Origin of the sequence: Sulfuricurvum sp., from assembly GCF_028710345.1 — a bacterium.
Lineage (GTDB): Bacteria > Campylobacterota > Campylobacteria > Campylobacterales > Sulfurimonadaceae > Sulfuricurvum.
In genome coordinates, this window is the sequence record NZ_JAQTUH010000005.1 from 174,691 (window position 1) to 186,769 (window position 12,079).

Annotated in this window: 23 protein-coding genes; 21 read left to right on the forward strand and 2 right to left on the reverse strand. The window is 33.0% G+C overall.

Annotated features, from left to right (window positions below; all coding sequences use genetic code 11):
* Positions 1–79: 79 nt before the first annotated feature.
* Positions 80–286: a hypothetical protein gene (locus PHC76_RS08435; protein ID WP_299971790.1), complete on the reverse strand. Its 207-nt coding sequence runs from the start codon at positions 284–286 to the stop codon at positions 80–82.
* Positions 287–372: 86 nt separating this feature from the next.
* Between PHC76_RS08435 and PHC76_RS08440 the strand changes: the two genes are divergently transcribed.
* The 21 genes from PHC76_RS08440 (at position 373) to PHC76_RS08535 (ending at position 11,364) form a co-directional block, all read left to right on the forward strand.
* Positions 373–699 carry a hypothetical protein gene (locus PHC76_RS08440; protein ID WP_300209942.1) on the forward strand — a complete coding sequence of 109 codons (327 nt, stop codon included), beginning with the start codon at positions 373–375 and terminating at the stop codon, positions 697–699.
* Positions 689–874, forward strand: coding sequence for an HTH domain-containing protein (locus PHC76_RS14930; RefSeq protein WP_366943499.1), 186 nt, complete (start codon positions 689–691; stop codon positions 872–874). The genes PHC76_RS08440 and PHC76_RS14930 overlap by 11 nt, the downstream gene beginning before the upstream one ends.
* 13 nt (positions 875–887) lie before the next feature.
* Positions 888–1,259 carry a hypothetical protein gene (locus tag PHC76_RS08445; protein ID WP_300209944.1) on the forward strand — a complete coding sequence of 124 codons (372 nt, stop codon included), beginning with the start codon at positions 888–890 and terminating at the stop codon, positions 1,257–1,259.
* 2 nt (positions 1,260–1,261) lie between these two features.
* A complete protein-coding gene (locus PHC76_RS08450; protein WP_300209947.1) occupies positions 1,262–1,519 on the forward strand; it encodes a hypothetical protein in 258 nt (85 codons plus the stop codon).
* Positions 1,520–1,711 carry a hypothetical protein gene (locus PHC76_RS08455; RefSeq protein WP_300209950.1) on the forward strand — a complete coding sequence of 64 codons (192 nt, stop codon included), beginning with the start codon at positions 1,520–1,522 and terminating at the stop codon, positions 1,709–1,711.
* On the forward strand, positions 1,704–2,075 hold the full coding sequence (locus PHC76_RS08460) for a hypothetical protein (protein ID WP_300209953.1): 372 nt from the start codon (positions 1,704–1,706) through the stop codon (positions 2,073–2,075). The genes PHC76_RS08455 and PHC76_RS08460 overlap by 8 nt, the downstream gene beginning before the upstream one ends.
* A 170-nt stretch (positions 2,076–2,245) precedes the next feature.
* Positions 2,246–3,502, forward strand: coding sequence for a hypothetical protein (locus tag PHC76_RS08465; RefSeq protein ID WP_300209955.1), 1,257 nt, complete (start codon positions 2,246–2,248; stop codon positions 3,500–3,502).
* Positions 3,503–3,515: 13 nt separating this feature from the next.
* Positions 3,516–3,722, forward strand: a complete 207-nt coding sequence (locus PHC76_RS08470; RefSeq protein WP_300209957.1) for a hypothetical protein — start codon at positions 3,516–3,518, stop codon at positions 3,720–3,722.
* Between the two features lie 2 nt (positions 3,723–3,724).
* The gene (locus PHC76_RS08475) at positions 3,725–4,318 is read left to right on the forward strand and encodes a hypothetical protein (protein WP_300209959.1); all 594 of its coding nucleotides are present in this window, start codon (positions 3,725–3,727) and stop codon (positions 4,316–4,318) included.
* 42 nt (positions 4,319–4,360) lie between these two features.
* Complete coding sequence (locus PHC76_RS08480; protein ID WP_300209962.1) at positions 4,361–4,594, forward strand: hypothetical protein; 234 nt, start codon at positions 4,361–4,363, stop codon at positions 4,592–4,594.
* A 61-nt stretch (positions 4,595–4,655) separates the two neighbouring features.
* Positions 4,656–5,165: a hypothetical protein gene (locus tag PHC76_RS08485; RefSeq protein WP_300209965.1), complete on the forward strand. Its 510-nt coding sequence runs from the start codon at positions 4,656–4,658 to the stop codon at positions 5,163–5,165.
* A 125-nt stretch (positions 5,166–5,290) separates the two neighbouring features.
* The gene (locus PHC76_RS08490; RefSeq protein WP_300209967.1) at positions 5,291–6,700 is read left to right on the forward strand and encodes a hypothetical protein; all 1,410 of its coding nucleotides are present in this window, start codon (positions 5,291–5,293) and stop codon (positions 6,698–6,700) included.
* A complete protein-coding gene (locus PHC76_RS08495) occupies positions 6,697–7,482 on the forward strand; it encodes a hypothetical protein (protein ID WP_300209969.1) in 786 nt (261 codons plus the stop codon). The genes PHC76_RS08490 and PHC76_RS08495 overlap by 4 nt, the downstream gene beginning before the upstream one ends.
* Before the next feature lie 10 nt (positions 7,483–7,492).
* Positions 7,493–7,672, forward strand: coding sequence for a hypothetical protein (locus PHC76_RS08500; protein WP_300209972.1), 180 nt, complete (start codon positions 7,493–7,495; stop codon positions 7,670–7,672).
* Complete coding sequence (locus PHC76_RS08505) at positions 7,669–8,493, forward strand: hypothetical protein (protein ID WP_300209974.1); 825 nt, start codon at positions 7,669–7,671, stop codon at positions 8,491–8,493. Before PHC76_RS08500 ends, PHC76_RS08505 begins: the two co-directional genes overlap by 4 nt.
* Complete coding sequence (locus tag PHC76_RS08510) at positions 8,494–8,859, forward strand: hypothetical protein (RefSeq protein ID WP_300209976.1); 366 nt, start codon at positions 8,494–8,496, stop codon at positions 8,857–8,859.
* A 475-nt stretch (positions 8,860–9,334) separates the two neighbouring features.
* On the forward strand, positions 9,335–9,679 hold the full coding sequence (locus tag PHC76_RS08515) for a hypothetical protein (protein ID WP_300209979.1): 345 nt from the start codon (positions 9,335–9,337) through the stop codon (positions 9,677–9,679).
* Between the two features lies 1 nt (position 9,680).
* Positions 9,681–10,028 (forward strand): hypothetical protein, encoded by a 348-nt coding sequence (locus PHC76_RS08520; protein WP_300209981.1) that lies wholly within the window; start codon positions 9,681–9,683, stop codon positions 10,026–10,028.
* Between the two features lie 18 nt (positions 10,029–10,046).
* A complete protein-coding gene (locus PHC76_RS08525; protein WP_300209983.1) occupies positions 10,047–10,817 on the forward strand; it encodes a hypothetical protein in 771 nt (256 codons plus the stop codon).
* Positions 10,817–11,008 (forward strand): hypothetical protein, encoded by a 192-nt coding sequence (locus PHC76_RS08530; protein ID WP_300209986.1) that lies wholly within the window; start codon positions 10,817–10,819, stop codon positions 11,006–11,008. Before PHC76_RS08525 ends, PHC76_RS08530 begins: the two co-directional genes overlap by 1 nt.
* Positions 11,005–11,364: a D-Ala-D-Ala carboxypeptidase family metallohydrolase gene (locus tag PHC76_RS08535; protein WP_300209989.1), complete on the forward strand. Its 360-nt coding sequence runs from the start codon at positions 11,005–11,007 to the stop codon at positions 11,362–11,364. Before PHC76_RS08530 ends, PHC76_RS08535 begins: the two co-directional genes overlap by 4 nt.
* A 107-nt stretch (positions 11,365–11,471) precedes the next feature.
* Here the strand turns inward: PHC76_RS08535 and PHC76_RS08540 are convergent, their stop codons facing one another.
* Positions 11,472–12,077, reverse strand: a complete 606-nt coding sequence (locus PHC76_RS08540) for a class I SAM-dependent methyltransferase (RefSeq protein WP_299971793.1) — start codon at positions 12,075–12,077, stop codon at positions 11,472–11,474.
* Positions 12,078–12,079: the final 2 nt, after the last annotated feature.

A 12,079-nucleotide genomic window follows, 5' to 3' on the forward strand; every position in this document is an offset into this window, starting at 1 on the left:
GACATGTTAAAAACTGTCATGGTGTTGGAATCGTGGTATTATATGTAAAAACAGTTATTAACAACTTTAAAAAAAGAGGTTAAATTTGTTTAAATTGTTGAAGCCATTCAATATTGTCATCATTCACCGTTTCTTGCTGTTTTAAAAGCGATTCAATGATGTGTATTAATGTCTCTTTATCCATAAATTCTAAAAGCGAAGGGTTAATCATTGTCGGTTTAACACCATCATATCGATTAAGCATATTTTGTATATCAAGAATTAATTGTTCTTTTGTTGATTCCATTCTATTTCTCCAAAAGTATCATTTGGTTAACATAATATAAATTATATTGAAACATTTGATAATATCTTTTCAAAAAAGGATTCGAATTGCTTTCTAAAAAAACTCTTAAGCCTCTCCCCGTTGGTGGTTTTAACTTCGATGTGCCAATTCCTCGTTACGGTAATAATTCTAAACCCCATCTAAAACCTGCCTATTTGAAGATTAATTTTTATGAACACGAAAAAATTCTTATCGATAAAATCCAAAAAAAAGTTATTGCAATTTTTAATGCAAATGATGTTTCTTTCAATGAACAAGAATTCTATCGCATTTTTACATTAAATATGGATAACCGCGAATTGTTACAAATCATGTTCAAACTCTACAAAGAGCAAGTTTCTTACTTGTATGGCGGTTTACAAAATGCTTCATAATCAAAACAAACACACGGAGGGTACAAATGAAACGACGTTAGATACACGAATTTTAAAAACGGTCGCAATGCTTATTATAGACAATGTTCCAAACATTACGGGCTATAAAATTGCTAAAGAACTCGGTTTAAATAGCTCCACTATTTATAGAAAATTAAATCAACTAACACAATAAAAAAGGTTAACAAATGTCAAAAGATACCCTACACCTAGATTCAATCAAAGATGAAGCACGTGAATATTCAAAACTAACTCGTACACATCTTTATAAACTTGCTTTTACTGTCATCAAACGTGACGAAGTTCTGGGAGGAATTAAAAAAGACCGAGAAACAAAACTGCCGATGGTCGATGAGCATGGTGAAGATGTTCGCTATCCATCAAAATACAAAATTGTTGGTGCATACAACGGTGGTCAAATGTCATTTTACGTCACAAAAGACCAATATGATCAAATTAAATTTAATGAACTTTATCTTGGCACAGGTTTTATCACTACGGTTATTGAATTTGGCGTTCCTACACTTATGCCTGAATTCTCTACAATCGAAGAGATTTAACAATGTCTATTCTCTCTTCCTTAGGTTCTCTCTTCGGGGGAGAGAATACACACGACACTCCCGATAGTTCTTTGATTATGGATAATTTTACATATAACGACACAAATTTTATTCGTACACCAACCCAATACTTTACAAAACCAGTTTATAAAACTCGTTGGAAGCAAATTAATTCATCCGAGTATAACTTTCAGCGTTCTGCTTGGATAAATTCAAATTCACTTAAAAAAGCAAAAACACAACTTTTACTGGAGATTTGAATGTCAAAAGATTCAATAACAACAAAAGACGGCTTTATCCTTAGTCTTTATGATGACGTTTTACATCCAAACTTCGGTATTGGTTACGTTACACAAATTATATTCAATAGTGCTTTTGTAGCTTTTGATGAACATCTTAACAGAGGTTCTATTCGTGTTCATATCTCAGATTTAGAGATTCACAATGGCTAAAAAAAATAACTATGACAACTTTTTAGCTTACCCTCCTCGTGATAATCGTTTTGAAAATGAAATTCCAGTAAGTGATAGAAAAATTCCTTATGGTGATTATTTTCTTTCTTCATGTACTTTTCAAAATTATCAATATTTTAAAACTAATCTTGGTTATTTTAAAAGGCTAAATCAATCAAAAAATATTGAAACAATTGAAAAAAAAGAGTTTGATGAGGCATATTCAAAGCGTGAATTTTTTGTTTTTTGTCCTCGTTTAGGTTCTCCCCAAGCTGGATTAACAAGGGGGTTTAAACGGTCTTTTTCACAAAATGAAAAAATCCTTTCCGACCTCCAAAACAAATACAAGGACGGCATTAAATGACTAAATACAAACTATTACTAAAATATTTTCTCCTCCGCTCTGAGATTAAATTCGGCAAATTTTCTAAAAAGGTTTTTTAAATGCTTTGCTTATCTCACCACGTCGATACATTCAAAGAAGCTTTTTACCTAAACGGTGACTGCATTAAATACAATGATTTTATCGAAGACTTGATTACTATTAAAAATCAAGCTCAAGAAATTAAAGATATCAACAACGAAAACCGTTTCATCCCTTTTACAATCGATGGTATTATGTGGCACGTTATGAGTACTTCCGTTACTGGTTACAGTGTTGTAATAAAAAACAATGATGTATCCATAGCTTTTAGAAAAAAGGGCAATACTTTATCCGACCGAAACCCTTCTGTTAAAATAGAATACCGTGCTCAATTTCTCGTATTATATGGACTCCAAGAAGCTCACAAAAAAATAAACGATTACTTTCAAAAAAACATACACAACGATTACCTCTCAAAAACTCAAGAAATTCATCTAGCATCGGACATCCAAGGTCACACGTTCACTATGTTCGATACTTTTTCTATTAAAACCCGTGCTCAAAAGAAATGGGGATATTTAGGTGAAGATGGTGATTTAGGTAAAGAATTCGTCTACACTTCCGACCGTCTCGAAACTCTCTATTTTGGCACTAGCTCAAACAAACTAAGAATTTACGATAAAACAGTTGAATTTAAAAAGAATCCCGATAGCCAACATATTGAAAAACTTTGGAAACTTAACAATGGTGACAATTATAAAGAACATAAAGACGTTTGGCGAATAGAATTTCAAATTCGTAGAGAAAAACTCAAACAACTTTTTACAGAAAACAAAGAACCCTACGACTATACAAAAGTCTTGCTCGAAAATCTTGACGGTCTTTGGAATTTCTTTATTACATATTTTTCATACAAAGACATTTCGGAAGAGGATTCAATAAATTTTATTCGTGGTTACCGCATAAAAAAAGACGGTACACCGAAACTTCTCACAAAAGAAGCTAAACGACAAATTCGCAAAAAAGCACCTATTCACCCTCTTTGGGAAAAAATTAAACATTTTTCAAGCAATAAACCGCCCTATTGGTTCCGATTTAATCAAGTTAAAGAATCTCAACCTGTCTATGCAATGAACGCTGTTTGTGGTCTAGTTTCAACTATTACGAAGCAATATGGAACGTTTACTCCCGAAATATTGCAAGAAGTTATTCAAAAAGCGGAAGATAGAAGTTACAAAAATAATGATATCGGATTAATAGATAAATCTTTCAAAAAACTACAAGATTATTTTGCAAAAGTTGAACAACAATCACGGCTAGGGCTTGATATTATCGAAACTCCTCAGGATTTTACCGATAATTTTAGCTTCTTCGTTTGGGATGCCTTAAGTCCTCTAAAAAATGGCTCTGTAGCCCAAAAAATATAAAAGGAGGTTTGTAATGCCTGTTATCATTACTCAAATTGTGCTCCCGTTGGCTTTGTACTTTGTACGTTCTTATCTCAACAATTCTGACTCATCAAAAGATGGTGAAGTTTTAGGTATTGTTAAAAAATCAATCGGTTATCTTGCTCAAAAAGATAATAATAACGTTTCCGATGAGTATTTTTCTACTATTAAAAAAACATGGGTTGAGGAGGAGTTTTAATTATGCTTTTTTTTGAATTTCAATCTTTTGATTCTACTAATCATTCTTTGACATTTTCACGTTATGACACTGTTGTTAATAATTTTATTGTCGAGACTTTTGATTTTATTGTTTGTTCTTCTTCTACTCTTGACCTTTCCACCGGTTATTTTTTCTTAGTCGATGATTCAATTTTTACTGCAAATCTTGATTTGCTTCTTCAAGATTATCCCGAATTTTCTGTGATCACCTTTGGTCTTCCTTTTCCTTACGAATTGCAATTTAATTCACCCCTTGGTACTTTTGGCTCTAATTTTACTTATGGTTTCGGTGCTTTCAAAGATTCTAATTCAATAATTTCTTATTTTGGCATTCAATCACCTGCGCCTACCCCTCTTCTATCTTTGGATGGTGAGAACTATTCTTATAAAGATAATGAATCTGTTTGGGTTTACCCTGAAAATCGCAAATATACTGTAAAGCGTTCTTATCTTATGCTTAGCGGTAATCGCGTTTTCTCTCCCGTCTACGAGTTACAAGACGTTAACGGTGATGTTCTTATCACTCCAATGGATTTCGTTACAAATATTGACCCCACAACAACTTCAACTCCATAAAAAATATGTTAAAATATTGCATCCCTCAAAAAAGGTTGCAATATGTCGATTCATGATCGTGATTACGTTAGAGATAAAGAATTTGATTATAAGAAAATGGAATATGTTAATCCATCTTTGTATAACAAATCAAAAGGCTTCAATGATTATTCTTTATTGCGTGATAAAAAAGACTTAAATGATAATGTAAGATTGCATAATAATTCTTCTAAATTTATTAGAATTTCTTTTTTTGTTTTGCTTTTTTTTGCTATCATTATTTTATTTAGCCGTTAATAGCAACAACAGGTTCACAATAATATGTTAAAATATTGCATCCCTCAAAAAAGGTTGCAATATGTCGATTCATGATCGTGATTACGTTAGAGCTAAAGAATTCGATTATAAAAAAATGGAATACGTTTTGCAAGTTGGAAAACGTTTAAAGAATTCCACTTTTGAATATACTAAATCAGGTGATTTATCATTGGAAATAACTAATAACAAATCTTCTGATTTTGAGCAAGATTTATCTCAATCAGAAATATTATTTTTAGAGGCACAAAGACATCGTTCTAACACAAAAAATGTTTTTATTCCTGATGATTGTCTTAGAAAATCTAGTTCAGTTTATACAGATAGGTCTCTTGAAATGCATTCTTTTCTTGAGGATAATAATCAGTTTAAAAATAAGCGTTTTTCTTATTCTAACGATAAAGCTTATCCTACCTTTTTATCTTCTAATAATTCTTCTTCTAATTTAGATGAGTCTATTTTTTTTTCATTTTCTACATTTAAATTTTTTGCTACAATTTTTTTAATGATATATTTTATTTATAAAATTACTTATTTTATATCTACTCACTAGTCGCTAATAGCGACTATCTAGCCCTTTTCTTCCCCTTATACGTTCCTTTATTGTCTTTTTAATGTCGCTATTCCTTTATTTTTAAAAAAATAACAAACTTCCAATAATAATTCATTGGAGTTTTTATGGCTTTTAATTCAAGTGTTACTTCTCCTTGGATGGAGAGAATGCTCAAGCAAATGCAGAAAGATTATAATACCTTTACTCCTCCTAGGAGTATGTTGGATTATATTTCAGAACCAAAATACGGTTGGGAAAATTTACGTTTAAAAAATTCTCCTTATTCTTCGATTGACTCGTTAACAAAGCCAACTGTTTTAAAAACAGCAGAACAGTTAAAAGCTGAGGCGGATTATTCTAAAATAATTAATGAAAAATGGTTAAAAGGTTCTGACGGTTCTATTGTTGATACTTCTTTAGATTTTATAGGTGGCAAAACAGGTGCAATTTTAACAGGTGCTCTTGTCGGTGGTACTTATTTAACAAATAAAGCTACTCAGATACAAAATCAATTAGACTCTACCCATAAATCTGTTTCTACAACTGTAGACAATTTAACTAAGAATTTGTTGTCACCTACAACTCCATTTGAGCCTCATTTCAATTATCCAGCTTCTACAGCACCTCAGTATCAGCCTCAAGCATTTATTTACAATCCTGACAATAGCCCTCCTTTAGTTTCGGGGATTATGAATAGCTCAGTAATGATTGCAAAAGCTATTGACGGCTTATCTACAACATTAAAAGAATCTTTTGATTTACAAAACGGTTTAGCATTACAAAATATGACAAATAGTTATGAGCAAAATGAGCGTTCTATTGCCTCTATTCTTGCTATTGCTAATTTTGTTAATGATATTGCAAACAATTTAAACGAGTACACTACTCTTGATGGTTTGCAGAAGGTTGCTGATTCAATTGCACAGTCTCAACCGATTGTTAACAATCAACAAAATGTTAACTTAGATGTCACTCCTGTTGGTTATGCTATTGATAATCAAACTAAATCTTTAGAATCACAAACTAAAACTTTTGAGCAAAAATGGAACGAGATTATCGCTGTTCAAAAACAAGTAAATGACACTATAGGCAATACTTTAAATTATGCTCCATTGACTGAAGCTATTAATACACAAACTGCTTTTCATGCTGATGTCGCTACTGCAATTAGAGAACAAACAACTTCACATGGTACACATTTAGAAAATCTCTCTAACTGGGCTTCAACAGCACACGAAAATGAGCTCTTTAAACAAGCTCCACAAACTCATTTAGATTCAGAAGGTTTTGCACTTGCTCCTGAAATGTCACCACAACAACTTCAAGCATACAACAATGCTCAAAATGTCAAACTTACTGACGATAAAAACACAATAAAAATTGAGGATGATGACTTTCGCCCTCTTCCTGACCCTTCTTCATTTTTCCCATTTATCCCTTTTGTTGGACGGGATTACGTTTTTAATCCTGATACAGAAATCGATGGTATTGACCATAATGTATTTATGCCTTTAAATATGGGGGCTAATCAATGACTCAGGGTGTAGGTTTTAATACTGTTCAAAACATGGCTGAGGATGTCACTATGATGGTGGGATATTCTCTTTTTAATGAGTTTATACATGATAAGCTTTCTAAGTATCTTCCTGCTGAATATGATGCAAACGGTAAAGAAAAAATGAATATACCTTTGGAAGTTTTGAGCGGTGGTGGATCTTATCTTTTTACGTCTGCAACTATGAAACTTATTCAAAAAGAAGAAAAATTTCTTGAGTATCTTTTCGCAGCGGGTGAGGCTGTAATTATTGTTCTTTATGCTCGTAATAAAAACTGGATTGAATCAGCAAAAGCAAAAATTGGCGCATTGCGTGGCTACAAAGCAGTAACTAAAAAACAATCTCATGATTCTCAAACCGATGTAACTAATAGTTTTGTTGGTCAAGTTTATCAAGCAATGCAAACGATCATACATGGCAGAGATTCTTCTAGTGTCACGGATACAATCCAAGCCGGAACTGCTGAGCAAGAACATGCACTTAATCGTGAAAACACTAACTTAAATTTTGCAAAAGCTAACAATGACGCTTTTTCTAAATCTCTTCTTTTAAAAATTGCCACGGGCGGTTTCACTCAAACTGATGAAGCAATTTTAAAAAAAGTTATTGGACGTTCTGATTTTGCAACAACTCCTATAGATCATAACGAATTAAACAAAATAAAAGAATTTATGATAATTACGGACTCAAACGGTAAATTTGTCGGACTTACTAAAGTCTTTACAGAGCTTTTAAATGGGCTTGCATTTATAAATAAATAAGGAAAAACAAATGGCTGACACTACAACTCCCGATACTCGTGATATTTTTACAAAAGAGCTCGATTACTTACACGATCATCAAATGTTATTAGAATTTATAGCTTTCACTCTTGCAGGTGGTAATGCTGTCAACTCATTGGGTTTGAAATTTCATACTATCAATTTTCAAACGGCTACACCGCAACAATGATAATATCACATTCATACATCGATCACAAGCTTTTGCTTTTTGATTTTTTTGGAACTGGTTACGCCAATGGTTTTCATACTGTGGGATTTATTAATAAATTGATAACTAACAATTCGGGATTTTATCTCTCTTATCAAAACAATTATTTTTATCTCAATTCTAATACGGTTATGTATCATTACACTGGTGTACAACAGTATGCAGGTTTTAATAATATGATCTTAAATGTTTTAGAAAACTTAGGCGATACTACCCTTTTAAGTTCAAAGTTCCTTAGCGAATTTTCTCATGCTGACCAAATTTTATTTTGTCAATCTTTGCAAGATGAGCAATTAAAACTTTATTATGAGCCATTAAATACAGAATTTCCTATAATTTTTAATCTTGTTGGCGGTGGTTCTTCTTGTCCTAAAATTGTTTGCTATGCACTTATTGATTATAAATCACTTTTGACACTTTCGTTATATCCCTATTTTAACCTTATCGATGATAGAAATTTAGACTACTCAAGTGGACGCTCTTATAACATTCACTTTGATTACTTATTTAATTATCGTTATGATAATTATGATATTTTGAATTCGGGTAATCGTCGTACTTATGAGTTTTTCAGTGATTTTTCAATTTTTAAGCCAAACAATCTTCTTTCCTCTGTTTATACACTTATGCATCTAAATGGTCACGATCAGTCATTATTTAATAATGCAGTAAATTTCAATTCTTGTTCAATGATTCATAATGTTGACCATTTTAATTTTTATAATAAGTATGTTAATGAGTTAAATAATCGATTTAATAATTTATTACAAGGAGTTATCTAAATGCCTAAATATCGCGTACAACTCAAACAGGGTTCACGTACCATAGTAAATAATATTGAAGCCAAAAGCGTTCAGGCTGTTATCCAATTTTTTGAAACTCTTACCACAATGAAAGTAACAGAGGTTTTAAAGATTGAATATGAAAATAATACCCTTCAACCCATCGACGATATGCAATATTATCCTCTTGGCAAGTTTATAGCAAGAAATGAATCATCATCTAAATCTCACCAGTTTATATTACAAAATATTAAACTAACAAAGAATAGTGATGATGTGGATAATTTAGCTCGTCTTTGTCTTGAGATCGATGGTTTAAACGTTACTTCAACTTTTGCAGGACTTCTTAAAAACAAATTGGTTTAATTATCATTCTCTTTCCCCTCTCCCCTTTTGGGCGAAAGGGGACTATGTCCCTCTGAAGCCCAAAATCTTCTTCTTTTTTTCTCTTGGGGTTTTTAGGGGTTTACCCCTAATCAAGCGGAGCGCAACTGCTCTTAACACACTTATTTAAACACGATGAGCTTTTCTGAGGGGATAGTAGCTTTCCACCTTTGGCACTTTCACCCCTCATTTTCCCTGATAAATCAAACACTTTTTGCTTCTTTACAGTATCCGACGCGTACGGTTCGAGCCAATAAATTTAAACTTACTTTTCTTTTTAGTCGCTAATAGCGACATATTACCCTTTATAGCTTCCAATTACACGGCTTTAAAATCCCTCTCATGTCGCCATTCCTTTATATTAAAAAATATCAAATAATTTCGATGTTTTAAAAAAACAATCTTTGCAAAGATTCAACGATTGCGATTTTAAGCTAAAAAATAAAAGGGGACAAAAATGTCTTACATTTCACAAAGCGTTAAAGGTGTTCACCGCACTAATAACAAGATGATGTCTAAAAATGATGAAAATGTGCTTTTTTCTTTAATGGAGGGGAAAGTAGAGTTTTTTAAATCTATCGGAACGGGGGGAACTTCTTTGCCTTCTGCTCCTACAAAATTGAAAGCTTTGAAGTTTGGAATCAGTGACCCTGATCTTAAATTAAGTGCTACTGCAACACTTAAACACATCAAAGCGTCAAAACACGCAGGTGATGTTTTTGCGTTGGTCGGTCTTTTCGATGCTGATTATGTTGCAACAACTTCCGCTAAAAAAATCAAATTGATTCATCAAGGAGCGTAATATGAAATCTATGATTAAAAACAAACTTGGTGACACTACTTTAACAAGTTATTTGCCAATGACGGGCGCAAACGCTGTAACTCTTATGGAAGCTGTTTCTGAAGGTACTTACGAAGTATTTGAAAGCGATGGCGGTCAAGTTGGTACAGATGCGGGTGTAACTTTATGTTACGATGTTAAAGTACAACTTCGCGATAGTGCAACAGGTAAAAAAGATTACCTTAACATTCTTGCAAAAAGTTCTGTTAGTCCTGAAGAGATTCAAACCGCACTTACTGGTATCACAATCAACATGATTAAAGTTGACGAAGTCGTCGTACTTCTCTATTCTCCTATCACCTTCTCTTAATGAGAGGGGGATACCTACATGGAATTTACACAAATTTCTTCCGCTGTTGATATAATCAAAGCGATTATTAATAACGATTTAAGTCCCGCTCTCTCTGATTTGGCACAAAATACTTCTACAATTGATGAAATTATTTCTTCTGAAAAGGCACTTTTAAACGAATTAATAATTATTTCTTCTGTTTTAGATGGTTCTACTATGAAGGGTGATAAGGGTGATAATGGTTCAGACGGTTTAACAGCTTATCAAATAGCATTAAATAATGGCTTTATAGGTACTGAGCAAGAATGGTTAACTAGTCTCATTCCTCCTATTCCTCCATGCATTTACGATCCTATCCTTTGCGAAGCTACGGCTGATTTTGTTGTAACTTCTGTAACCCCCTCCCCCATCGAAGGTTTATCTTATGCCGTCAAAGCAGGTGAAGTTTACGAGATTATGGGAGCGATTGAATTTCTATCAACCGTTGCAACAACGGGCGTTTCTGTACAGTTAAATAGCCCCTCCGCCAGTGTCAATTTTGTTGATATAGATATCCCTACATCACATCTTGATGGAATTCAAACTATCGTAAATCAGTTTCCAAACTTTATTTACAATTCAAATGTTTCCAAAGTCGTTGGAACTGGTGTAACGGCAATTAATCAATATCTTACTGCAATAGTTCGTGGTTTTATTGTTGTAGCAAATAACGGAAATATCACTTTGTCAATCGGTACAGAGGTAGCAAACTCTACTGTCCGCTTCCTATGGGGCAATTCAAAAATGATTTTACGAAGGGTTAAATAATGCATATCGATATATCAGTTTTACTAACAATTCTTTTTGGTGCTATAGCCTTTATTGGCTATCTCGGTAACGTACTCGTTAAAGGCGTTTCATGTTTAACGACTCTTAAAAAAGATATTGAATATATCAAGCTCAATCAAGCAGACATTATCAAAGACATCGAAATAATCCAAAAAAAGGTTTATAAATGATTCAACTAAAATTCTTCAAACTCTCAGAGTTTACGTGTAAATGCGGATGCGGTCTTAATAATATGCAAGATGCTCAACTTCTCAAACTTGATAAAGCCCGTGAACTTGCTAACATCCCTTTTTCTGTTAATTGCGGTACACGTTGCCCAAAACATAATAAAGATGAAGGCGGAGAGGATAATAGCTCACATTTGAGAGGTCTAGCTACTGATATATCAGCAAAAACAAGTCAAGAAAAATTCTTAATCATTTCCGCTCTTTTAAAAGTCGGATTTAAGCGTATTGGTGTCTATTCAACTTTTATACATTGTGATAGTGATACAACTCTTCCACAAAATGTAATTTGGCATAAGTAGTTTTTAAGCTTTTTAGAACTAACATTCTTAATCTCAAATTCAATATATGTTTATATTTGGTAGTCCAAAAAGTGGTTAACAATAATATAAATTATATTGAAAAATACTCATACGACTTTGTGGGCGGTAACAAGAAATATCGGATAATTTTGCACCTCTTTTTCAACTGTATACGCATGATGAAATCGAACATTGCTAAATCCAGCATTTTCAATGATAGCACGAAGCGTTTCACGTTCAAAACCAAAATGGTAAACGCCATCATTTCCATGTGAATGAAAGCTTCCATCTTCAGCTTCAAGATCAGCGATAGCAACAAAACCATCTTTTTTTAGATGGGTATAAAACGTATCAAAAAGTTTTTGGGTATCTTCGACATGATGCATTGCCATAGAGCTTACGATTCCATGAAAACGCTCTTCTAGCGGATTTGCTAATATATCTTGACATATCGGTTTTACCTCTACACCATCACTGTTCTTTAATTCAATCTGTTCGAGCATATTAATCGATACATCAACTCCGGATACGGAACGTACATGAGGGCGAACCTTAAAACTTAAAAGACCTGTTCCAGCCCCAAAATCAAGTATATCCATCGTATTTTTTAAAGCTATACGATTACTCAGTGTTTGAAAAACAGAAGAAGCTATGGATGTACGCATATCTCCTTTATCCCATGTAGATGCAGCATTGTTAAAACGTTCCGTCATAT